General features: G+C 73.6%; 21 protein-coding genes and 1 pseudogene. 7 read left to right on the forward strand and 15 right to left on the reverse strand.

From position 1 onward, the window contains the following. Positions 1-8: 8 nt before the first annotated feature. From ACFW01_RS18020 to ACFW01_RS18040, 5 genes and pseudogenes are all read right to left on the reverse strand, one after another. Positions 9-194 (reverse strand): hypothetical protein, encoded by a 186-nt coding sequence (locus ACFW01_RS18020; RefSeq protein ID WP_125495301.1) that lies wholly within the window; start codon positions 192-194, stop codon positions 9-11. A gap of 214 nt (positions 195-408) precedes the next feature. Further along, positions 409-1,098 (reverse strand): DUF899 domain-containing protein, encoded by a 690-nt coding sequence (locus ACFW01_RS18025; RefSeq protein ID WP_384504488.1) that lies wholly within the window; start codon positions 1,096-1,098, stop codon positions 409-411. A 112-nt stretch (positions 1,099-1,210) separates the two neighbouring features. Continuing rightward, on the reverse strand, positions 1,211-2,578 hold the full coding sequence (locus tag ACFW01_RS18030; RefSeq protein WP_384504490.1) for an amidohydrolase: 1,368 nt from the start codon (positions 2,576-2,578) through the stop codon (positions 1,211-1,213). A gap of 53 nt (positions 2,579-2,631) precedes the next feature. Then, positions 2,632-4,488: an FUSC family protein gene (locus tag ACFW01_RS18035; protein ID WP_384504492.1), complete on the reverse strand. Its 1,857-nt coding sequence runs from the start codon at positions 4,486-4,488 to the stop codon at positions 2,632-2,634. A 174-nt stretch (positions 4,489-4,662) separates the two neighbouring features. Then, positions 4,663-5,231 (reverse strand): annotated as a pseudogene (locus ACFW01_RS18040) (nucleotidyltransferase domain-containing protein). A gap of 151 nt (positions 5,232-5,382) precedes the next feature. Between ACFW01_RS18040 and ACFW01_RS18045 the strand changes: the two are divergent. Together ACFW01_RS18045 and ACFW01_RS18050 are read left to right on the forward strand one after the other, a co-directional pair. After that, the gene (locus tag ACFW01_RS18045; protein WP_234953540.1) at positions 5,383-5,796 is read left to right on the forward strand and encodes a RidA family protein; all 414 of its coding nucleotides are present in this window, start codon (positions 5,383-5,385) and stop codon (positions 5,794-5,796) included. Next, on the forward strand, positions 5,793-6,263 hold the full coding sequence (locus tag ACFW01_RS18050) for a GNAT family N-acetyltransferase (protein WP_384504495.1): 471 nt from the start codon (positions 5,793-5,795) through the stop codon (positions 6,261-6,263). The genes ACFW01_RS18045 and ACFW01_RS18050 overlap by 4 nt, the downstream gene beginning before the upstream one ends. A gap of 172 nt (positions 6,264-6,435) precedes the next feature. Here the strand turns inward: ACFW01_RS18050 and pip are convergent, their stop codons facing one another. Together pip and ACFW01_RS18060 are read right to left on the reverse strand one after the other, a co-directional pair. Next, complete coding sequence (gene pip / locus ACFW01_RS18055; RefSeq protein ID WP_384504497.1) at positions 6,436-7,401, reverse strand: prolyl aminopeptidase; 966 nt, start codon at positions 7,399-7,401, stop codon at positions 6,436-6,438. Positions 7,402-7,484: 83 nt separating this feature from the next. Beyond that, on the reverse strand, positions 7,485-8,198 hold the full coding sequence (locus ACFW01_RS18060; protein WP_234953545.1) for a uracil-DNA glycosylase: 714 nt from the start codon (positions 8,196-8,198) through the stop codon (positions 7,485-7,487). Between the two features lie 73 nt (positions 8,199-8,271). On the opposite strand from ACFW01_RS18060, the gene ACFW01_RS18065 reads away from it, so the two are divergent. After that, on the forward strand, positions 8,272-8,811 hold the full coding sequence (locus ACFW01_RS18065) for an RNA-binding S4 domain-containing protein (protein WP_234953547.1): 540 nt from the start codon (positions 8,272-8,274) through the stop codon (positions 8,809-8,811). A 21-nt stretch (positions 8,812-8,832) separates the two neighbouring features. Here the strand turns inward: ACFW01_RS18065 and ACFW01_RS18070 are convergent, their stop codons facing one another. Beyond that, entirely contained in the window at positions 8,833-9,252 is a 420-nt protein-coding gene (locus tag ACFW01_RS18070) for a DoxX family protein (RefSeq protein ID WP_384504500.1), read from the reverse strand. Positions 9,253-9,360: 108 nt separating this feature from the next. After that, on the reverse strand, positions 9,361-10,047 hold the full coding sequence (locus tag ACFW01_RS18075) for a class I SAM-dependent methyltransferase (RefSeq protein ID WP_384504503.1): 687 nt from the start codon (positions 10,045-10,047) through the stop codon (positions 9,361-9,363). Positions 10,048-10,220: 173 nt separating this feature from the next. On the opposite strand from ACFW01_RS18075, the gene ACFW01_RS18080 reads away from it, so the two are divergent. Next, positions 10,221-10,478 (forward strand): DUF6343 family protein, encoded by a 258-nt coding sequence (locus ACFW01_RS18080; protein WP_384504611.1) that lies wholly within the window; start codon positions 10,221-10,223, stop codon positions 10,476-10,478. A 43-nt stretch (positions 10,479-10,521) separates the two neighbouring features. Here ACFW01_RS18080 and ACFW01_RS18085 read toward each other — a convergent pair whose 3' ends face one another. The 4 genes from ACFW01_RS18085 to rpsA form a co-directional block, all read right to left on the reverse strand. Then, positions 10,522-10,902 (reverse strand): M48 family metallopeptidase, encoded by a 381-nt coding sequence (locus ACFW01_RS18085; RefSeq protein ID WP_122615035.1) that lies wholly within the window; start codon positions 10,900-10,902, stop codon positions 10,522-10,524. Between the two features lie 49 nt (positions 10,903-10,951). Beyond that, entirely contained in the window at positions 10,952-11,572 is a 621-nt protein-coding gene (gene coaE, locus ACFW01_RS18090; protein WP_384504506.1) for a dephospho-CoA kinase, read from the reverse strand. A gap of 70 nt (positions 11,573-11,642) precedes the next feature. After that, positions 11,643-12,581: a PAC2 family protein gene (locus ACFW01_RS18095; RefSeq protein WP_384504509.1), complete on the reverse strand. Its 939-nt coding sequence runs from the start codon at positions 12,579-12,581 to the stop codon at positions 11,643-11,645. A gap of 183 nt (positions 12,582-12,764) precedes the next feature. Beyond that, positions 12,765-14,273 (reverse strand): 30S ribosomal protein S1, encoded by a 1,509-nt coding sequence (gene rpsA / locus ACFW01_RS18100; protein WP_125495358.1) that lies wholly within the window; start codon positions 14,271-14,273, stop codon positions 12,765-12,767. A 372-nt stretch (positions 14,274-14,645) separates the two neighbouring features. On the opposite strand from rpsA, the gene ACFW01_RS18105 reads away from it, so the two are divergent. Next, positions 14,646-15,470: a class I SAM-dependent methyltransferase gene (locus tag ACFW01_RS18105; RefSeq protein WP_384504614.1), complete on the forward strand. Its 825-nt coding sequence runs from the start codon at positions 14,646-14,648 to the stop codon at positions 15,468-15,470. Between the two features lie 67 nt (positions 15,471-15,537). Next, positions 15,538-18,084, forward strand: coding sequence for an ATP-dependent helicase HrpB (gene hrpB, locus ACFW01_RS18110; RefSeq protein ID WP_384504512.1), 2,547 nt, complete (start codon positions 15,538-15,540; stop codon positions 18,082-18,084). Positions 18,085-18,160: 76 nt separating this feature from the next. On the opposite strand, the gene ACFW01_RS18115 is transcribed toward hrpB, so the two are convergent. Beyond that, positions 18,161-19,966 carry a lytic murein transglycosylase gene (locus tag ACFW01_RS18115; protein WP_384504515.1) on the reverse strand — a complete coding sequence of 602 codons (1,806 nt, stop codon included), beginning with the start codon at positions 19,964-19,966 and terminating at the stop codon, positions 18,161-18,163. Between the two features lie 270 nt (positions 19,967-20,236). Between ACFW01_RS18115 and ACFW01_RS18120 the strand changes: the two genes are divergently transcribed. After that, positions 20,237-21,091: a DUF4184 family protein gene (locus tag ACFW01_RS18120; protein ID WP_384504518.1), complete on the forward strand. Its 855-nt coding sequence runs from the start codon at positions 20,237-20,239 to the stop codon at positions 21,089-21,091. Here ACFW01_RS18120 and ACFW01_RS18125 read toward each other — a convergent pair. Continuing rightward, on the reverse strand, positions 21,012-21,425 hold the full coding sequence (locus ACFW01_RS18125) for a hypothetical protein (RefSeq protein ID WP_234953569.1): 414 nt from the start codon (positions 21,423-21,425) through the stop codon (positions 21,012-21,014). The two genes, ACFW01_RS18120 and ACFW01_RS18125, sit on opposite strands and share 80 nt — an antisense overlap. Between the last annotated feature and the right edge of the window lie 677 nt (positions 21,426-22,102).

Genomic DNA, 22,102 nt, shown 5'->3' on the forward strand with positions numbered 1-22,102 from the left:
CCGGGTCGTCAGGCCACCGCGTCACTCGCGGCGACGGCGCCGCGCACCACGACCAGGAACATGTCCGTGGCGAGGTCCATGACCACTTCGGCGGGCTGGCCCTCCAGCCGCCGTGCCTGTGCGAACTCCTCCGCCGGCCAGGATCCTCGCGGTCCGCCTGCGGGAAAGCGTTCGAGCACTGTTCGCCCGTTCACTCCGCACCTCCATGCAGCGCTGTTACTCGTAGAGAGTTAAACGCCAACCATGGAGCGAAAGCCTCGCGCGGTGATGGTACTGAGACATAGTTGACACTCGTTCACCGCAAAGTGTGAGCCGTGACGCAGCCGTTCGGTCGTTTCCGCTACGGAGAGACTACGGAGCGTCTCAGATCTCTCAGACCTCTCACTCCTCTCAGTCCTCTCAGTCCCCTCAGTCCTCGTACTCGTCGTGGTAGCGGACTCCCTCGCCGCCCGCGGGCGCGCCGAGAGCCGTCGCGCGTCCCGCCGGTTTCTCCCACGGCTCCTGCCGGCCGAGCGCGGTCAGGTCGAGCAGGCTGGTGGTGGAGCCGATCCCGTCGAGGCCGCGCTCGTACGTCGAGTAGGTGTGGAAGACGCGCTCACGGTCGCGCAGGAAGCAGCTGAGGCCCGGCCGCTCGACCAGCTCGCCCTCGTGTTCGAGGGTGACCTCGAAGTCGGCGTTGAAGTCGCTGACGTACGACGAGTACCAGGGCAGCGTCCAGCCCATCCGCGCCTTGAACGGCAGGATCTTCGGGTACGGCGCCCGGGAGACGGCGGCGAAGGCCGTACCGCGGGCCCTCAGGTGCGCGAGGTGGCCGATCTGGTCCAGGAAGGCGGAGCAGCTGCGGCAGCCCGCGTCCCACTCAGGTGCGAACATGAAGTGGTAGACGACGAGCTGGTCGCGGTCCTCGAAGAGGTCGAGGAGGGGGGCCTTGCCGTCGCCGCCCTCGAACACGTACTCCTTGTCGACCTCCACCATGGGCAGCCCGCGCCGTTCGGCGTTGAGGGCGTCACGCGCGCGGGTGGCCGCCTTCTCCTTGGCCAGTAGGGCCGCGCGCGCCGCGCGCCAGTCGGCGCGGGTCACGATCTCGGGCAGCGACATGGCTCCAGCTCCTCCATTGCGACGGAACGTCGAAGGATGGTGACCGCCGGGAGGAGAAGAACTCATCGCGGCTCGGAGAACTTTCTTTTCCGGGCCGCCGCGCGGATGCGGTTCAGGTGTCGTACTCCTGGACACGCCGTCCGTGGCCGCGGTCGGTCAGGGCAGGCAGCCGCTCCTCCAACTCCCGCACCACGGCGGGCACGTCGAGGGTGAGCAGCACGCGGTCCCGCATGAGGACGCGGCCGTCGACGATCGTCGTGCGCACGTCGGCGGAGCGGGCGCTGTGCACGAGGGTGGCGGCGAGGTCGTGCACGGGCTGCGTGTGCGGTCCCGTGAGGTCGACGAGGATCAGGTCGGCCCGCAGGCCCGGCGCGATGCGGCCGACGGTGCCGGCGAGCCCGACCGCGTCGGCGCTCTGCAGGGTGGCGTGGTGGAGGGCCTGACGGGAGGTCAGCCAGCGCGGATCGTCCTCGGTGGACTTCTGGATCAGGGAGGTGAGCGCCATCGACTCCCACACGTCGAGGGAGTTGTTGGAGGCGGCGCCGTCCGTGGCGAGGCCCACGGGGATGCCGATGTCGCGCAGGGCGCGCACCGGGGTGGTGCCGGGCCAGGCGAACTTGAGGTAGCCGCGGGGTGCGGTCGCCACGGCCGTACGGCCCTCCGCACGGGCGAGGAGCGGCAGATCGTCCCCGGTGATGCCGGTGCCGTGCGCGATGAGCACGTCGGTGCCGAGGATGCCGGTGCGCTCCAGGACCTGGATCGGGGTGGCGCCGTGCCGGGCGAGGCTGGTGTCGGTCTGGTCCCGGTTCTCGGCGGCGTGGAGGTGCACGGGCAGTCCGTGGTCGCGGGCGAGCGCGGCGGTGGCGGCGAGGTCGGCGTCGGTCACCGTGTAGGGGGCGTGCGGGGCGAGGGCGGTGGTGATGCGGCCGCCGGCGGCGCCCCGGTGCCGCAACGCGAACTCCAGTGACGCTTCCCGCCCCTCGGCGCCCTGCGAGGAGAAGTACGCCTGGCCCAGCTGCGCCCGCATCCCGCACCCGGCGACGACGGCGGCCACGGCGTCCATGTGGAAGTAGCTGTCCGCGAAGGTCGTCACCCCCGCGCGGATCATCTCGGCGCAGGCCAGCCGGGCGCCCAGGGTCACGTCCCGTTCGGTGAGGTTGGACTCGACGGGCCAGACGACGTCGTTGAACCACTCCTCGGTGGGCAGGTCCTCGGCGAGGCCCCGCAGGGCGGCCATCGGCGCGTGCGTGTGGCAGTTGACCAGCCCGGGAAGGGCGACCTGGCCGTGGGCGTCGATACGGTCGGCGGCGGCCAGGCCGGCGACGGCGGCGGCGGCGGTCGTCACGGAGTCGACGGCTCCGTCCCGTACGACGATCGCGGTGTCCTCCTCGAAACCGATCCGCTCCCGGTCGTCGTGGACGAGGACGGTGCAGCCGGTGATGACGAGATCCGCGGGCTTCCCGTGCGAAGAAGGCGTCATCACGCCAACCTACGGGGGCGGGCTCCGGCGCGGCACCGGTCAGCCGGGGGCGCTCACCCCGCGAGCGGCAGTTCGGGGCGGTCGCCGCCCACGCGGCCGCGCCGCTGGGCCAGTTCGTCCCCCAGCTCGGCGAGCCGGGCAGTGTGGCGGGGCGTGAGCCGGCCGGTGTCGTCGAGGTGGACGGCGCAGGCGGTGGTGGTGTCGACGAGCCGTTCGAGGACCGCGGCGACCTCGTCCGTGCCCTCGGAGTGGCGGGCGAGGGCGGGCAGTTCGGCGGCGGCGCGGTCGATGGCGGCGCGTGCCTCGGCGAGCGTGCGGTAGGCCTCGCGGCGCAGCGTCCACCGGGTGGCGCGGTCGCCGGACCCGCTCAGTACGTGCGCGAGGTAGGCCTGCGCGGCGGCGTCGGCGGCTCCGATCCGGGCCCGTACGCCGCCGCCCCGCTGTCCCGGCATCGGCAGATGCCCGACGACCAGCACGATCGCGCAGGCCAGCAGCGTCTCTCCGATGCGGCCGGCGGATGCCTGGGGTTCGCCGCCGACCATGACCAGGGCGAGGACGAGGACGGTGACCACCGTGGTCTGGGCGGCGAAGTGCCGCGCGGCGACCGGCACCAGGGCACCGCACACGGCGACCAGCGCGACCAGTCCCTCGGGCCGGGGCAGTACGGCCGCGAACCCGGCGAACAGCAAGGCCCCGAGCACGGTCCCGGCCGCCCGGCACAGGACCCGCGACACGAGCGGACCGAGATCGGGCTTGACGAGGAAGACGGCGGTGGCGGGCAGCCAGTACCAGTGCTGGTGGGCGCCGTACCAGTGGCCGTGGTGCAGCGCCTGGGCGACAGCGGCACTTGCTCCGAAGCACAGCCCGACCCGCAGCCCGTACTCCCGTCCGCCCGCCCCGAGGATCTCGCGGGCGAGGGCGGCGGCCGACCGCCTGCGGGTGTGCAGGTCCCGGCCCCTGCCCAGGTCGAAGGCGACCGCGGCGTGCAGGAGGGCGTCGTCCAGGGCGCGCAGCGCGGGGTCGGTGCGCTGGGGCGCGGGCAGTGGTCCCGCGTGGGCGTTGCCGCGTACGGCGGCCGCGAGCCGCCGGGGCCCTTCCGAGGCACGGGCGGGCACGGGCCGCTCGGCCCACGCGAGCGCGGTCGCGGCTTCGCCGAGGGGCAGCGCGGCCGCGTACTGGGCGTGCAGTCGGCGTTCGGCCGCGGTGGAGGCACGGCGCCGCAGCCGGGGTCCGGCGAGCGCGTCCTGGGCGTGGTCGAGGGCGGCGGTGAGCGCGGCCCGGCGGGCCACGGCGTGCTCGGTGCCGACGGCGTCCAACAGTGCGGCGACGGCGTCGTACACGCCGGCGACGGCGGCGCGCTCCCCGTCGAAGCGGAATCCGCCGTTCAGAGAGCCGGGCGTGGGCAGGACCAGCCGCAGCAGGAGCAGCCATCCGGCGCCGGCGAGGAAGGCCAGCACGCTCTGCCACCCGGGGTCGGGCAACAGCATCCCGGCGCCCACCGCGCTGCCGACCAGCAGCTGCGTCCCGGTCTGGGACGCCACGGGCCCGACGGCACTGACGCCGCCCGCGACCAGCCCGAGCCCGGTCAGCACCAGGGTCAGCCAAACGGCGCCCAGCTGCTGTCCGGCGTACGTCCCGACGAGCAGCCCGGCCGCGCCCGCGAGCGCGGGTACGCCGATCCGCCGCACGGACGTACGGCGACTGCCCGGCCGGTCGTTGATGCCGGCCAGCATGGCGGCGATCGCGGCGACGACTCCCAGGGAGGCCCGCCCGGCGGCCAGCGCGGCGACCAGCAGCGGCCCACCGGCCAGCGCACCGCGCGTGACCGCGTTCCAGGGCACGGGACCGCGCTGGGCGTTCAGAGTATGGGCGAGCCACGGCGGGAGCACACGGGCGGCGGTGCGGAACAAGGGGCGCGGCCTCCTGTCGTCGGGTCGAGGGCGATGACGAGCCTTCGGGCGACGGTGGCCGGGCTGGGCGGTGCGGTGCGGTGCGGTGCGGTGCGGTGCGGTGTCAAGCGTACGACGGGATGGCGCGGGGGCGGAAACGCGCGTGTTTCCGGAGGATGACGGCGGCCTCGGCGCCTACGCCAGGCCCTCCAGGGCGACGCGCAGCAACGTCTCGGTGTGTTCCACCGAGCGGGTCAGGGAGCGCGGCTCCGGCGTCAGTCCGGCGACCAGCTCGTCGATCCCGCCCAGCCCGGCGCGCTCGACGATGCCCTTCTCGTTGGTGACCCACTCCCCCTGTGCCGCCGGCATCGCGTGTGCCGTCCGGGTGGTGGCGAGGGCGATGGCTCCGGCGACCTGGATAAAGGCTCCCTTGGGGCGTGGCCGTTTCTCGCGTAGGCGAGGGTGGCCGTGGCCGCGCCGTGCCCGCGGTCGGGGGCGGTGGCGCGCAGGGCGTCGGGGTAGTCGGGGCGGGGCAGTTCGCCGCGCAGCGTCCGGTTGTCACCGGCCCAGCCGAGGGCGCGGAGGTCGCCGGGGTCGAAGTCGCCCCGGTAGTGGACCGCCATGTCCCAGTCGCTGTCGGGTCTGTGCGTGCCCTGGGCCCGGGAGCCGCCGAGGGTGACCGCCCGGACGGTGGGCAGGGCGGCGAGCCGGCCGGCGGTGGTGTCGAGGAAGGCACCGTCCGTGGGGTCCGTGAGGGAGGGCACTGCGGTGGGCTCCTGGCGGTGACGAGGCGACGGAACGGACACCGGAAGCCCAGGCGTGCCCGGGCGCGGGCCGCGAGGGAAATCCGGGTGCGCGACGTGGGCCGGGAGGCGGACGATCGGGAGGTTGTCCGTCCAGCTTTCAGGAGCCCACGTGATTCAGCGCGTCACCGTGTCCGGTCTCTTCCCGCCGCCCACCTACTCCCACGCCTCCGTCGTCGAGGCCGGCACCAGGCTCGCCTTTCTCGCCGGGGCCGTTCCGCTCGACGCGGACGGGAAGCTGGTCGGCGAGGGCGACCCGGTCCGTCAGGCCGAGCAGGTCGTCGCGAACCTCACCGAGCAGTTGCGTGCCGTCGGCAGCGACCTGCGGTACGTGGTGTCGACCGACGTGTACGTGGTGGGTACCGAGCCCGCCGAGCTGTCCGCCGTCTGGGACGTCGTCGAGGCGTCGGGGCTCAGTACCGGCCCGCATTCCTCGACGCTTCTCGGAGTGAGCTGCCTCGGGTACACGGGACAGCTGGTGGAGATCACGGCAACGGCGGTCGTGCCCGAGGAGGCCCGTCCGTGAGCCCGGACACGGGGGCCGGCGCGTTCGTCCTGCGGCGCGCGTCGGCCGGCGACGCGCGTGCCGCCGCCGACGTGTGGCTGCGCTCCTTCGCCGCCGCGCTGCCGACCGTGGTCCGGCCCCGGACCGACGACGAGGTCCGGGCGTACTTCCGGTACGTGGTGGTGGAGCAGCACGAGGCGTGGGTGGCCGAGGAGACCGATGGTGCGGTGGCGGGGGTGATGGTGCTGGAGGGCGAGGAGTTGTCGCAGCTGTATCTCGCCCCCGAACGGCGCGGGCGCGGGCTCGGCGACCGGTTCGTCGCCCTGGCCAAGGAGCGCAGGCCGGCCGGGCTCGAGCTGTGGACGTTCCAGGTCAACGCGCCCGCGCACCGCTTCTACGAGCGGCACGGGTTCACCGCGGTGGAGCGGACGGACGGCGCCAGGAACGAGGAGCGGGAGCCGGACGTGCGGTACGTGTGGCGTCCGTAGGCAGGGGTCGGTAGGCGCAGGGGTCGGTAGGCGCAGGGGTCGGTAGGCGCAGGGGTCGGTAGGCGCAGGGGTCGGTAGGCGCAGGGGTCGGTGGGCGCAGGGGCCCGTAGGCAGGCGTTCGCAGGCAGGGCGTCCGGCGCGCCCGGCCGCCGCACCCACGTCCGTACGCCGCTCAGGCTTCGCGCCGGGCGTAGGTGTCCGTCGCCGCCACGAGTGCCTCGTCCCCGACGGCTCCGGCGTCGTGTCCGGCCTCGTCCACGACCACCAGCTCGCTGTCCGGCCACGCGTGGTGGAGCCGCCATACGATGCCCAGGAGGTTGCCGAAGTCGAGGCTGCCCTGGACCAGGGTGCCGGGGACCCCCTTCAGCAGGTGCGCGTCCCTGAGGACCACGCCCTCGTCGTTGCCCTCGCCGAGGAAGTGGCCGTTGCCCCAGTAGTGCGTGACGGTGCGGGCGAAGCCCAGGCGGAACTCCGGGTCCTCGAACCGGGCGACCGAGCGTGGCGGCGCCGGTATGGTCGCCGTCTCCCAGTCGGTCCAGGCACGGGCGGCCCGCTCCCGCACCGCGGCCTCCGGCGACTCCAGCAGCCGGTTGTAGGCGGCGGCCGGATCGCCGTCGCGCTGGTCAGGGGGGAGCGCGGCGAGGAATCGCTCGAAAGCCTCGGGGAAGATCTTGCCCAGCCCTCGGGTGAGGAGGGCCACCTCGGCGTTGGAGCCGGTCGCGACGCCGGTCAGCACCAGCTCGGACACCACACCGGGGTGCGTCTGCGCGTACCGCAGGCCCAGGACCGATCCCCACGACACGCCCCACACCAGCCAGCGCTCGATGCCCAGGTGGGCGCGGAGCCGTTCCAGGTCCGCCATGACGTGGGCGGTGGTGTTGACGCTCATGTCGGTGTCGTGTGCGCTCGCGCCGGGCAGCGACCGTCCGGCGCCGCGCTGGTCGAGGAGGACGATCCGGTAGGCGGCCGGGTCGAAGTACCGCCGGTGCCCCGGGCGCGCTCCGCTGCCCGGCCCGCCGTGCAGCACCAGCGCGGGCTTGCCGTGCGGGTTGCCGCAGGTCTCCCAGTAGACGCTGTTGCCGTCACCGACGTCGAGCATGCCGTGGTCGTACGGTTCGATCTCCGGATACAGGCCCATCGGAGCACCGTAGCGCCGCCGGGCGGGAGCACTCATCCGCTTTAAAAGGGGCGCGCATCCGCTTACAGGGGCGCCCATCCGCTCTACCGGGTAGGCAGGCCCGCAGCGTCCGCCGCCGCGCGCAGCACGTCGCGGAGCATCTCGGGAGTCAGCCGGCCGGTGAAGGTGTTGCGCTGGCTGACGTGGAAGCAGCCGAAGAGGCGCAGGCCGGGCCCGTCGGGCGCGCCCAGGGTGACCTGCCCGCCGTGTGCGAAGGGCGGACGGGGGCGGGGCACGGTCCAGCCCGCGTCGGCGAACGCGGGCAGCGCCGCCTGCCATCCGAAGGCGCCGAGCACGACCACCGCACGCAGCGTCGGCCGCAGCAGGTCCAGCTCCTGGACGAGCCAGGGACGGCAGGTGTCGCGTTCGGCGGGGGTGGGTTTGTTGGCGGGCGGGGCGCAGTGCACCGGCGAGGTGACGCGCACGCCGAGCAGTTCCAGGCCGTCGTCGGCGGAGACCGCGGTGGGCTGCGAGGCGAGGCCCACGTCGTACAGCGCCTGGTACAGCACGTCTCCGGAGCGGTCGCCGGTGAACATCCGGCCGGTGCGGTTGCCGCCATGGGCCGCGGGGGCGAGTCCGACGATCAGCAGGCTCGCGCCGGGCGGTCCGAAGCCCGGCACCGGACGGCCCCAGTACGTCCAGTCGGCGAAGGCCGCCCGTTTCGTACGGGCCACCTCCTCCCGCCAGTCGACCAGCCTCGGGCAGGCCCGGCAGTCCGCGATCCGCTGGTCGAGGGTGGAGAGGCCGCCGGTGTCCATACGTCCACCGTAGAACGATCCTCCGGCGGAAATTGCGGTCCCTCCCGCCGGGGCGGGCGGCTAAGGTCGGAGCATGGCTTCCGAGCATGACGAGGGCAAGGTCCCGGCGGACGGGGCGGGCGTCCCGCAGGACGCCCCTCGGGCCCCGGAACAGGACCCGAAGACCGCCGCCGCGATCGCCGCCGCCGAGGCGGCCGGGCCGCAGAGCGGTGAGAGCGTCCGGGTGGACAGCTGGATCTGGGCCGTCCGCCTGATCAAGACCCGCTCCCTCGGCGCCACCGCCTGCCGGGGCGGCCACGTCCGGGTGAACGGTGACCGAGTGAAGCCCGCGTACTCACTGCGCGTGGGCGACGAGGTGCGCCTGCGGCACGAGGGCCGGGAACGCGTCGTCATCGTGAAGCGGCTCATCCGCAAGCGCGTCGGTGCCCCGGTCGCCGCCCAGTGCTACGTCGACAACTCCCCGCCGCCCCCGCCCCGCGAGGCCGTCGCCCCGGCCGGGATCCGTGACCGCGGCGCCGGGCGGCCGACCAAGCGGGACCGCCGTGAGATGGAGCGCCTGCGCGGGCTGGAGAGCCTGGCCCGCGCTCGTAAGGACGCCGAGACCAGGCCCTGATCCCGTCCTCGGACCGCTCGCTCAGCCGCGCCGGGCCCGGAGCAGCCGGAGCAGCTCCCCGTTGTGCTCGCGGCGGGCCCGGGCGATGACCAGGAGCGGCACCAGCAGGATGAGCGGCGTCACCGCGTTCTCACCGTCGAAGTAGGTCAACTGGACGACGAACGCGCCGATCATCAGCGCGCCGAGCGCCGTCGCCGCCACCGACTGGAGCACCGGGATCAGCAGGGCGACCGCTCCGGCCAGCTCCAGGACTCCGATCGCGTACATGCCGGCGTCGCCCCAGCCCATCGTGGCGAAGCTGTCGGCCGCCGAGGAGTGCCCGACGAGCTTGGGCGAGGCGCTCGCCACGGCGAAGAACAGCGCGACGAGCACCTGCACCACGCGCAGGGTGATCCGGGCGGTGCGAGCCGTGGGGGCGGCAGAAGCGGCGGTCTCGGCCATGGCGGTCTCCTGAGCTGGTTGGTCCGTGATGCTGTCGGGTGGGTAGACCGCCCGCGGGACCGGAACTCATCGCCGGATCCCTACTCTTGTCGCATCACTCATGTGGCCTCACCCCTGTGGCACCGGAATCGCCCTCACCCACGTCCCGTCGTCGGTCAGGTACCGGTCCACCCGGAGTCCCGCCTCCGCCAGTGCCTGCTCGAACTGTTCCTTCGTCAGCGGCCGGGCCAGGAAGGTCTGGGTCCAGACCGCGTCCGGGAACTCGTACTCCGCGCGTACCGAGTCGACCCCCTCCGCGACCGGGTCCGCCGACAGGATCCGCACGGTGAAGCCGCTGGGGTCGACCCGCTCGCGCGGCAGGTTCGTGTGGTAGTCCGCGCCCTCGCGCTGGATCAGTACGCAGCCGTCGTCCGCGACGTGGCGCGCGCAGGTGCGCAGCAGGCCCCGCCGCACCTCGACGTCCCCGGTGTGGACGAGGAACGACGCCATCATCACCACGTCGAAGCGCTCGTCCAGGTCGAGGTGCTCGATCGGACGGCATATGGTCCGTGCGCCGCGCACGCGCTCCAGCATCTCGGCGGACTCGTCGACCGCGGTGACGGAGAACCCGCGCTCCAGCAGCGGATGGGTCATGCGGCCCACCCCGCTGCCCAGCTCCAGGATGTGCGCACCCCCGGCTACGGCGGCGGCGACGATGTCCGGCTCGGGTCCTGCGGGCAGCCGCGCATACAGCTCGACGGCACAGCCGTCCGGGGTGATGGCGCCGGGGCCCGTCCCCTGGTGTCCCTCTCGCATTCTGAGTTCCATGCCCGTCCAACGGCCCGTCACCGCACACCCGTTCCCATGCGCCGTCGGTTCACCCGACCGAGTGAACGCACGCGGTCCGGTGGTGCGGCGGGACCGCCGAGGCGGCCCGTTTCCCCCTCGTGGGCCCGCCGGAGTACGTTGCTTGAAGGAGTGGTGATCCGATACGTACAGGCAGTGAACCGGCCACCGCGCGCAGTGCCCTGCGGGCGCGGTTCTGGCTGAGCCTGTGGGGGCTGGTCTGGGCGATCTTCGGGACGGCGGCCTTCGCGCTCACCGGCCGTACCGGATGGGCCGTGGCCTGCGGGGTGCTCTGGCTGGTCGCGACGATCGACCTCACGGTGGTCCTGCGGCACCTGCGCCAGGGCCCGCACTACCAGCCGGGCCGGGACATCCCGCCGTACCCGCCGCAGAGGGACTGACCCTCGGGGCCTCAGGGCCTTGGGGGCCTTGGGCCTCAGGGACTCAGGAGTCGAAACGCGCCTGCTGGAGGTACTCCGGGTTCGGGTCCAGGGCCGCCGCCAGCCTGAAGTGCCGCCGGGCCTGGTCGGGGCAGCCCCGGCGCTCGTAGGTGCGGGCCAGCGCGAAGTGCGCGAACGCGTTGTCCGGCTCGCGCTCCAGGACGATGGTGAACTCCAGCTCGGCCGGTCGCAGTTGCGCCGCGGCGAAGAAGGCACGGGCGCGCAGCAGCCGCGCGGCGGTGTTCTCGGGGTGGGCTCCGATGACCGCGTCGAGCAGCTTCACCGCGCCCCGCGGGTCCCGCGCCGCGAGCAGCTGCTCGGCGGCACGGAAGTCGATGACATCCGTCTCCGGGGTACGTCCGGTCGAACCGCTGATCTCGGGCACGGCAGAGTCCTTCCCTCACTGGAAGGGATCAACGCCCGCGCGGGGCACCCTATTCCTGTGCCGTCCGGCGCCGGGCGTGTGCCCGGTGAGCCAGCTCGGTCCACACCTCCGCGACGCGGCGTCGCAGCTCGTCCAGCGGCACGTCGTTGTCGATGACCACGTCCGCGATCTCCCGGCGCTGCTCACGCGTCGCCTGGGCGGCCATGCGCGCCCGTGCGTCCGGTTCGGTCATGCCGCGCAGCCGGACCAGCCGGTCGAGCTGGGTGGCCGGGTCGGCGTCCACGACGACCACGACGTCGTACAGCGGTGCCATGCCGTTCTCGGTGAGCAGGGGGACGTCGTGGACGACGACGGCGTCGTCGTCGGCCGCCTCTTCGAGGTCGCGGGAGCGGTCGCCCACCAAAGGGTGCACGATCGCGTTCAGCGCGGCGAGGCGCTCCGGGTCGGCGAAGACGATCGAGCCGAGCTTAGGCCGGTCCAGGCTGCCGTCCCCGGCGAGCACGTCCTCGCCGAAGGCCGCCACCACCGCCGCGAGTCCCGGGGTCCCGGGCGCGACGACCTCGCGCGCGATCCGGTCCGCGTCGATCAGTACGGCGCCGTGCTCGACGAGCAGCCTCGACACCTCGCTCTTGCCGGCACCGATCCCGCCGGTCAGGCCCACCTTCAGCATGAGCGGAAGCTTAGGGCCTGCCGGTGACGGCACATTCCACGGCCCCGTCCGCGGGCCGGCCCGGGCGAGGTCAGTTGTCGCCCTCCCGGTCCGCCAGGAACTGTTCGAACTCGCGGCCGATCTCGTCCGCCGAGGGGATCTCGACGGGCTCGGCGAGCATGTTGCCGCGGGTCTCGGCGCCGGCGGCCGCGTCGTACTGGTGCTCCAGGCCCTGGACGAGGGCGGTCAGCTCCTCGTCGCCCTCCTGGATCTGCCGGTCGATCTCCGTCTGGGTGCGGTGGGCGTCCGTGCGCAGGGCGTGCGCGATGCCGGGCAGGACCAGGCCGGTCGCCGCGGTGATCGCCTCCAGGACGGTCAGCGCCGCGTCCGGGTACGGGGAGCGGGCGATGTAGTGCGGGACGTGCGCGGCGACACCCAGGACGTCGTGGCCGGCCTGCGTGAGCCGGTACTCGACGAGCGCCTCGGCGCTGCCGGGGACCTGCGCCTCCTCGAAGGGGCTGCGGTGGCCCGGTACGAGGTCGGTGCGGGTGCCGTGCGGGGTGACGCCGACGGGGCGGGTGTGCGGAACACCCATGGGGATGCCGTGGAAGCTCACCGCCAGGCGGACGCCCAGGCGCTCCACGATCTGCGCCACGGCCGCGGCGAAGCGCTCCCACTCGACGTCCGGCTCGGGGCCGGACAGCAGCAGGAACGGCGCCCCGGTGGCGTCCTGGACGAGCCGCACCTCGATGGTGGGCTCCTCGTACTCCGTCCAGCTGTCCCGCTTGAAGGTCAGCAGCGGACGGCGTGCCCGGTAGTCCACGAGCCGGTCGTGGTCGAAGCGGGCGACGACCTGGTGGGGCAGCGTGTCGAGCACGCGCTCGACGATCTGGTCGCCGGTTTCCCCGGCGTCGATGTAGCCGTCGAAGTGGTACAGCATGACCAGTCCGGCCGACTCCTGCGCGAGCGCCATGTCGACGACGGCCAGGCCCTTCGGCTCCCATGCGTACAAATCCTGCGGATCAAGCACAGTGACCGCTCCCCTCCTCGTGTTCGTACCTGACAACGCCTGGACGGGGACGGGCATTCCCGCAAGAGCGAGGACTGTGATCTTGGCGGCCGGCCGGAGGGGCGCTGTCCAGCGCAACGCCAAAGGGCCGTACCTCGAAAGGTACGACCCTTTGGTCTACGGCTTGGCCTCAGTGGCCTGCGCTCAGCTCTGGCCGCCGGCCAGCTTCTCGCGCAGCGCGGCCAGCGCCTCGTCCGACGCCAGGGCGCCGGAGTTGTCGCCGCCCTCGGAGGAGTACGAGCCGCCGCCACCGCCGCCGGACGCGACCGGAGCCGCACCCGCGGTGTCGGCACCCTCGGCCGCGGCCTTCTCGTCCGCCTCGCGGGACTTGATGACCTGGGCCTGGTGCTGCTCGAAGCGCTGCTGCGCCTCGGCGTACTGCGTCTCCCACGCCTCGCGCTGGGTCTCGTAGCCCTCGAGCCAGTCGTTGGTCTCGGGGTCGAAGCCCTCGGGGTAGATGTAGTTGCCCTGGTCGTCGTAGGACGCGGCCATGCCGTACAGGGTCGGGTCGAACTCGACCGTCGACGGGTCGGCACCGAAGGCCTCGTTGGCCTGCTTCAGCGAGAGGCTGATGCGACGGCGCTCGAGGTCGATGTCGATGACCTTGACGAAGATCTCGTCGTTGACCTGGACGACCTGCTCCGGGATCTCCACGTGGCGCTCGGCCAGCTCGGAGATGTGGACCAGACCCTCGATGCCCTCGTCCACGCGGACGAACGCACCGAACGGCACCAGCTTCGTGACCTTGCCGGGCACGACCTGGCCGATCTGGTGGGTGCGGGCGAACTGCTGCCACGGGTCTTCCTGGGTCGCCTTCAGCGACAGGGAGACACGCTCGCGGTCCATGTCGACGTCGAGAACCTCGACGGTGACCTCCTGGCCGACCTCGACGACCTCGGAGGGGTGGTCGATGTGCTTCCAGGACAGCTCGGAGACGTGGACCAGACCGTCGACGCCACCCAGGTCCACGAAGGCACCGAAGTTGACGATCGAGGAGACGACGCCGGAACGGACCTGACCCTTCTGGAGGGTGGTGAGGAACGTCTGGCGGACCTCGGACTGGGTCTGCTCCAGCCAGGCACGGCGGGACAGGACCACGTTGTTGCGGTTCTTGTCCAGCTCGATGATCTTCGCCTCGAGCTCCTTGCCCACGTAGGGCTGGAGGTCGCGGACGCGGCGCATCTCGACCAGGGAGGCCGGGAGGAAGCCGCGGAGGCCGATGTCGAGGATGAGACCACCCTTGACGACCTCGATGACGGTACCGGTGACGATGCCGTCCTCTTCCTTGATCTTCTCGATGGTGCCCCAGGCACGCTCGTACTGGGCGCGCTTCTTCGAGAGGATCAGGCGGCCTTCCTTGTCCTCCTTCTGGAGAACAAGGGCCTCGATCTCGTCACCAACGGCGACGACCTCGTTGGGGTCGACGTCGTGCTTGATCGAGAGCTCGCGGCTCGGGATGACACCTTCGGTCTTGTAACCGATGTCGAGCAGGACCTCGTCCCGGTCGACCTTCACGATGACGCCGTCGACGATGTCGCCGTCGTTGAAGTACTTGATCGTCTCGTCGATCGCGGCGAGGAAGGCTTCCTCGTTACCGATGTCGTTGACCGCTACCTGCGGGGTGGTGGCGGTGGTCTCGGTGCTGCTCGTCATGTGGGAAAGGGCTCCGGTACGGACATTGAAGTCGTAGGTACTGCTTACGCCGGGAGCCCGTTTCGCTCTGCCGAAGCCGGACAGCCAAGGAAGCGTCACCGAAAACCACTGGCGACGCCTCGAGAACCGAGGGGACATACAACAGATGCGAGCGCGGCCTACTACGTCTGAGGCGCGCAGGCCCGCAGCGCAACTTGTAGCATACGGGGGCAGCCGGGCAGGGTCAATGCGCGAAGCCGCACACCCGGGGCAGATCACCGCATACCCGGCACAAAAGCTGTCCCCCGAGGCCACGTGGACCCCTGAGCGTCCCTTGCGTGACCCGGGCCGGCGGCACGGAAGAGCCCGCAGACTAGTACGAGGGAGCCGGTCATCCAAGAGCCCGTAACGTCCGAGACCGCGGCGGCGGAACCCGAGGCCACCCGGCGTGCCGCCGGTGTCACGGAGAGTTCGCGCGCCAACCGCGGCTGGTGGGACCGGAACGCGGACGAGTACCAGACCGAGCACGGCACCTTCCTCGGCGACGACCGCTTCGTGTGGTGTCCCGAGGGCCTGGACGAGATGGAGGCCGAGCTGCTCGGCCCGCCGGAGGACCTGAAGGGGAAGACGGTCCTGGAGATCGGCGCCGGCGCCGCGCAGTGCTCGCGCTGGCTGACCGCCCAGGGTGCCCGTCCCGTGGCCCTCGACCTCTCCCACCGCCAGCTCCAGCACGCCCTGCGCATCGGCGGCGACTTCCCCCTGGTCTGCGCCGACGCCGCCGTGCTGCCCTTCGCGGACGGCTCGTTCGACCTGGCGTGCTCGGCGTACGGGGCGCTGCCGTTCGTCGCCGATCCGCGGCTGGTGCTGCGGGAGGTGCGCCGGGTGCTGCGCCCGGGGGGCCGCTTCGTCTTCTCCGTCACGCATCCGCTGCGCTGGGCGCTGCCGGACGAGCCGGGCCCCGAGGGGCTGTCGGTGTCCGCGTCGTACTTCGACCGCACGCCCTACGTCGAGCAGGACGACGAGGGCCGCGCGGTGTACGTCGAGCACCACCGGACGCTCGGTGACCGGGTGCGGGACGTGGTGACGTCCGGATTCCGGCTGGTGGACCTCGTGGAACCGGAGTGGCCGGACTGGAACACCTCCGAGTGGGGCGGGTGGTCCCCGCTGCGCGGGCACCTGATCCCGGGGACGGCGATCTTCGTGTGCGAGCGCGACTGAGCCGTACGGGCCGTGCGTGCGCACGCGCGTGTGGAGGCCGGTTCCGCGGTCGTACGACACTGGGGGCGTGATCCGTTACGACGCCCTGGACGCGCTGCCCGTGCGCGGTGTCCTGCCCGCACTGCACGACGCCCTGGAAGGGCACGGCACGGCGGTGCTGGTCGCGCCGCCCGGCACCGGCAAGACGACGCTGGTCCCCCTCGCGCTGGCCGGGCTGCTGGGCGAGGGACCCGCGCGGCGCGTGGTCGTGGCCGAGCCCCGGCGGATCGCGGCGCGGGCGGCGGCCCGGCGGATGGCGTGGCTGCTGGGTGAGAAGCCCGGCGCGCGTGTCGGGTACACCGTGCGCGGTGAGCGGGTGGTCGGGCGGCACACGCGCGTGGAGGTCGTCACGACCGGTGTACTCCTGCAGCGGCTCCAGCGGGACCAGGAACTGACCGGCGTCGACGTGGTGGTGCTCGACGAGTGCCACGAGCGGCACCTGGACGCGGACACGGCGGCGGCGTTCCTGTGGGACGTGCGCCAGGCGCTCCGCCCGGAGCTGCGCCTGGTGGCCGCGTCGGCGACGACGGACGCGGAGGGCTGGGCCCGGCTGCTGGGCGGGGCGCCGGTCGTCGAGGCGCGGGGCGTGTCGCATCCCGTGGAGGTGGTCTGGTCGCCGCCGGGGCGTCCGGTGCGGCCCCCGCACGGGACGCGGGTGGATCCGGCGCTGCTCGCGCACGTCGCGTCGGTGGTGCGGCGGGCGCTGGCCGAGCGCGACGGGGACGTGCTCTGCTTCCTGCCCGGCGTCGGGGAGATCGCGCGTGTCGCCGGGCAGCTGGGGGGTCTCGGGGACGTCGACGTGCTCCAGGTGCACGGGCGGGCGCCCGCGGCCGTGCAGGACGCGGTGCTGGTGCCCGGGGCGCGGCGCCGGGTGGTGCTGGCGACCTCGGTGGCGGAGTCGTCGCTGACGGTTCCGGGCGTGCGGGCGGTCGTGGACGCCGGACTGGCGCGGGAGCCGCGCGTCGACCACGCGCGCGGGCTGAGCGCCCTGACGACGGTGCGGGCCTCGCGGGCGGCGGCGCGGCAGCGGGCGGGGCGGGCCGGGCGGGAGGCCCCCGGCGCGGTGTACCGCTGCTGGGCGGAGGCGGAGGACGCCCGGCTGCCGCGCTTCCCGGCGCCGGAGATCAAGGTGGCCGACCTGACCGCGTTCGCCCTGCAGGCGGCCTGCTGGGGGGATCCGGACGCGTCCGGACTGGCGCTCCTGGACCCGCCGCCGGGCGGGGCGATGGCGGCGGCGCGGTCGGTCCTGACGGCGGTCGGGGCGGTCGACTCCACCGGGCACGTCACGCCCCGGGGCATCCGGCTGTCCCGCCTCGGCGTCCATCCCCGCCTGGGACGGGCCCTGCTCGACGCGGCCGGATCGGCGACGGGGGACGCGGGGGCGGGTCGCTCCGGTGGTGGCGGCGGTGGCCCCGAGGTGGTCGCCGAAGTGGTCGGGCTGCTCAGTGAGGAGGCGCCGCGGGAGTACGGGGACGAGCTGGTGTCGGTACTGCGGGCCGCCCGGCGTGGAGGTGACGGCTATGCGGCGCGGTGGCGGGCGGAGGTGCGGCGGCTGCGGGGCGCTGTGGAGCCCGGGGACGGCCGGCGGGGGCTGCCGATCGCCGAGGAGGCTCTCGCCGGGCTGGTGGCCGCCCTGGCCTTTCCCGAGCGCGTGGCGAAGAAGGACGGCGGTACCTATCTGATGGTCTCCGGCACCCGGGCCGAGCTGCCCGAGGGGTCGGCGCTGCGGGGTGCGCCGTGGATCGCCGTCGCCGTGGCCGACCGGCCGGTGGGGCGGGGCCACGCGCGCGTGCAGCTCGGTGCGGTGGTCGACGAGGAGACGGCGCGGCTCGCGGCGGGGGCGCTGCTGGCGGAGCGGGACGAGGTCCACTGGCGCGACGGCGACGTCGTGGCCCGGCGGGTGGAGCGGCTCGGCGCCGTGGAACTCACGGTCCGGCCGCTCACCGGCGCCGACCCCGGACTCGTCCGGGACGCGCTGCTCGAAGGGCTGCGGCAGGAAGGTCTGGCGCTGTTGCGCCGTACGGCAGACGCGGACGCGCTGCGCGCGCGGCTCGCGTTTCTGCGGCGGCACCTCGGTGAGCCGTGGCCGGACGTCTCCGACGACGCCCTCCACGCACGCGTGGACGAGTGGTTGGAGCCCGAGCTGGGCCGGGCCCGGTTCCGGGCCGACCTGGGCCGGATCGACGCCGTGGAGGCGCTGGCGCGGCTGCTGCCCTGGGCGTCCGGGGAGGCGTCGCACCTCGACGAGCTGGCGCCCGAGCGCATCACGGTCCCCAGTGGGTCCAGGATCCGGATCGACTACGGCGACCCGGAACAGCCGGTCCTCGCGGTGAAGTTGCAGGAGATGTTCGGGCTGCAGCGGTCGCCCCGGATCACCGGGGTGCCCCTGCTCGTCCATCTCCTCTCCCCCGCCGGACGCCCCGCCGCGGTCACGGCCGACCTGGCCTCCTTCTGGCGGGACGGCTACAAGGGCGTACGCGCGGAGCTGCGCGGCCGGTACCCGAAGCATCCGTGGCCCGAGGATCCCGCCACGGCGGAGCCGACCCGGTACACGAAGGCCCGGCTCGCAAAGTGACGCGGGGGCCTGGGGAGACGGCGAGGGCGCCCGCCGCCGTGGCGGAGGGCGCCCTCGGTCGTCCGGCCTGGATCGCTTATGCCTTGGGCTCGGCGGAAGGGCTCGTGGACGGCTCCGTGGAGGGGTCGGTCGACGGCTCCGTGGACGGGCCGGGCGTCGGCTCGGCCGCCTCGGCGACCTTCAGCTGGACGTTGAGCGCGCCGCCGCCCGCCGCGGTGACGCGGAGCATGTACGTGCCGGTGGTGTCGTCGGCGTACAGCTTCGGCAGCTTCAGCATGCCCTTGGCGTCGGTCTTGAGGCCGGTCAGGGTGCGGACGGTCTTGCCGTCGGCGTCCTTGAAGTAGGGGCCCTTGTCCGCCTCGGTCGGGTCGAGCACCGACTTGATGAGCGTGGCGGTGACGGCGACCTTGTCGGCGGCGGCGCCCTTGTGCGTGGCCTTCACCTCGACCTGGTCCGCGAACTCGCCGCCCGGCACGCAGGTCAGCTCGGCGTCGCCGACGCGGTCGAGGGCGTCGGCGACGCGTTCGGTGACCGTGGCCTTGTAGTCGAGGCCCACGGTGCGGCCGATCACGGTGGCGCGGACGGTGAAGGCGCCGGTCCTCTCGCCCGCCACCAGCGCGGGCGCGACGGCCACGCCGGAGGCGTTGGTGGTGACCGCGGCGACCTTGTCGCCGCCGGTGAAGGCGGCGTCCGTGTCGCCCAGCACGGTGAAGCGGACGCGTACCTTGCCGACGGCCTTTCCGGCCTTGGTCTCGGCGCGGGCGCTGAGCCTCTCGGAGAAGGTGTCGCCCGCGATCGCGGTGAGCCCGGTGGCGCCCGCGTTCTCCAGGTGGTGCACCGTGTCGGTGGGCGTGGGGGGCCGGGTGCCGGTGGGCGGCTCCGGGTCGGGCGTCGGCTTGGGGGTCGGTGAGCCGGTGCCGGGGTTCGGAGGCTTGCCGGGCTCGGTCGGGGGGTTCGGCTTGTCGCTGCCGGGCGACGTGGAGCCGGAGCCGCCGGGTCGCGGCGTCGGGCTTGTCGCGCCGGGCGAGGTACCGGTGCCGGCGCCGATCGGGTCGTCGCTGCGGCCCACCGGGAGGCTGCCGGTGCCGTCGGGGATCTCGTGGCTGCCCTTGCGGTAGTGCTCCAGCCAGGACAGGACCGTGTGCAGGTAGTCCTGCGAGTTGTTGTAGCTGAGGATCGCGCTCTTGAGGTCGGCCTCGTCGGAGAGGTCCCAGGTGAAGCGGCAGAGGTAGTGACCGGCGGCGAGCGCGGCGTCGTAGACGTTGTTGGGGTCGTCCTTGCCGTCGCCGTTGCCGTCCCGGCCCGCCCACGACCAGGTGGAGGGGATGAACTGCATGGGGCCGACGGCGTTGTCGTAGTTGCTGTTGCCGTCGTAGACGCCGCCGTCGGTGTCCTTGATGAGCGCGAAGCCGTTGCCGTCGAGCTGGGGGCCGATGATCTTGCCGATGGTGGTGCCCTGGGCGTCGACGCGGCCGCCGCGGGCCTGGCCGGACTCCACCTTGCCGATGGCCGCGAGGAGTTGCCACGGCAGGTTGCAGCCGGGCTTGGCCTGGCGCACCGCCGCCTCGGCCTTCTTGTAGGCGTCCAGGACGGTCGCGGGTATGCCGGCCTCGGCGGCGGCCCGGGAGTCGGGGGTGCCGGTGGTGGGCGCGGGGCTGGGGCTGTTGAGCGGCGGCAGGTCCGTGTAGTACGGCGAGTTGCCGGTCGCGCTCTCCTGGGAGGGTGTGTCGGACGTCGGCGCGTTGTCCGCGGTGGTCCGTCTGCCGTTGGCGTCGGCCGTCACGTCCGGGGCCTGGGACGCGGAGAGGGCCGCGACCACGACCGCCGCCACGGTGGTGGTGACCGCCGCCTTGCGGAGCCGCCGGTCGAAATGCGCCGCCATAGAGTGAACCCCTCCCGTGGACGCCCGCGCGTCCCTCTCCGTCCGTGCCCGGCCGCGGTGTCCGGCTGCCGTGCCGGCTGCCGTGCCATCGCCCGTTGTTTCCGCCCTGTTGTGACGATCGGTCCGCGCCGGCGGTTGCACCGCAACCTTCCGAGCGTGGTGTCCGTCTGTTCGACCGGCACGGTGCCGCAGGCGACCCTACGGCAACTTGCTTTGCACGGGCACCCGTTCGCGCCCGATATTCACCGGTTGGCCATAAGAGGAGTTCTGTTGCCCTTCACCCTCAGTCATGCCGCCGCCGTGCTGCCAGGAGTGCGGGGTGACGGGTCGGGCCGTGGACGGCTGATGCCGGCCGTGCTGGTGGCGGGGTCGTTCGCGCCCGACATGACCTATTACGCGGCGAGTTTCCTGCCCGAGGCGATGGAGTTCGGGGACGTCACGCACTCGTTTCCCGGTGTCTTCACGGTGGATGTGGCGGTGGCCTGGGCGCTGGTGGGGTTGTGGCTGCTGGTCCGCGAACCGCTGGTGGCTCTGCTGCCGAACGCCCACCAGGGGCGCGTCGCGCCTCTGTTGCGGTGCGGGGCGCCACGTGCGCGTGTGCTGCCCTCACTGGTGGCGTGGTGGTACGTGTCGGCGGTGCTGGGGGCGCTGACGCACGTGGTGTGGGACGCGTTCACGCACCTCGACCGCTGGGGGATGCGGGTGTTCCCGGTGCTGGGCCGGGAGATCGCGGGCTCGCCGCTCTACTGGTACCTGCAGTACGGCGGCTCCGCGGTGGCGGCGGTCGTGATCGTCGTGTTCCTGACGCGGGCGCTGCGCCGGACGCCCCGGAGCGGGACGCCGGCGGTCGCGGTCCTCTCGGTCCGGGACCGGTGGTGGGCCGCGGCGCTGCTCGGCTGCTGCGCGGTGGCCGGGGCGGTGCGGCGTGCGACGCGGTGGTGGGACTACTGGGGTCACATGGCGAAGCCCTGGGAGCTGATCCCGACGGTGTGCTTCGGGGCGGGCGCGGGGCTGGTCCCGGCGCTGCTGCTGTACGCCGTGGCGGTCAGGGTGTGGCGTCCGGTCCCGGCTCCCACCAGCCGTGCCGGTGCCGGTACGGAGCCGGACCGCCGGGTCGCCCGCTGACGGTGTCGGCGGTGGCGACGAAGACGGTGAGGGTGCGTGCGGGGCGGGGCCGCGGCACCAGGGAGAGGGCCAGTGACAGGTAGCCGCGCGCCAGGTCGGTCCACAGCCGCCAGGCCGGTGTCTCGCGCGGGGTGACGGTCGCCGGGTCCCTGCGGGCGAGTCTGCGGCGGAGGCCGGTCGTGGTGCGGCGCAGGGCCGTGGTGAGGGTGGCGGGGATGCGGCCGGTACTCGCGCCTGGCGCGAGGGCCGGGACCGGCAGCAGTGGCACGCGGGCGGGTCCGTCTGTGCTTGCCCGTGCCGGTGTCGTCCGGTGGTGGAGCATGCGTATACCCATGCCCGCATCCTCACGGGAGAGAAGCGCGGGCGGCGCATCCGCGGGGGCCACCAGAGTGACGAGCCCTCCGGGGGCCGGGGGCGTCGCGGGGAGCCGCGTCGGCACCGGTGACGCCGCGCGGCGACTGTCTCGGGGCTCCCCTGCCGAGGGCGAGCGAACCGGGCCGAGGCCCCCGGGCCGGGACGAGCACACGCGGCGCGCGAGTCGGCGCGCCGGTGCCCGGCGGGGTGCCCGCTGTCCGCATCGGCACGAGCCCCGGGCTGTGCCAGGCGGAACGGCCGCCGCGCCCGGTGAGCACCCGGGCCGGTGTCCGGCGGGAGCCCGGGGGCGCGGGCGGACAGGCGAGCGGAGGCGGAGCCAGGCCGTTACGGACCTTGCGGCGAAGGCCCCAGCCGACGGGACCCCGCTGCCACTGCCGGTGTCACGGCGCAACCGGGCGGACGGCCCGGCCAGACGGCCAGGCGTCCGACTCCCCGCCCGGCGGCTTCCGGGACGGCGAAGCGCCGACCGGCCTCCGGCGTCCACGGGCCACAGGGTGCCGGGGCCGCCACGCCGGACGCATGCGCACGGCCACCCTCACCGGCGCTCCTCACCCCGCCAGCCGCCGGAGACCAGTGGCGCCGGGGAGCCGCCTCGGCCGGCGCGTGCGGTTGGCGGCCCTGGCGCCGCGCTCCCCC

This window comes from Streptomyces sp. NPDC058985 (genome assembly GCF_042740985.1).
In the GTDB taxonomy this organism is placed as follows: Bacteria; Actinomycetota; Actinomycetes; order Streptomycetales; family Streptomycetaceae; genus Streptomyces.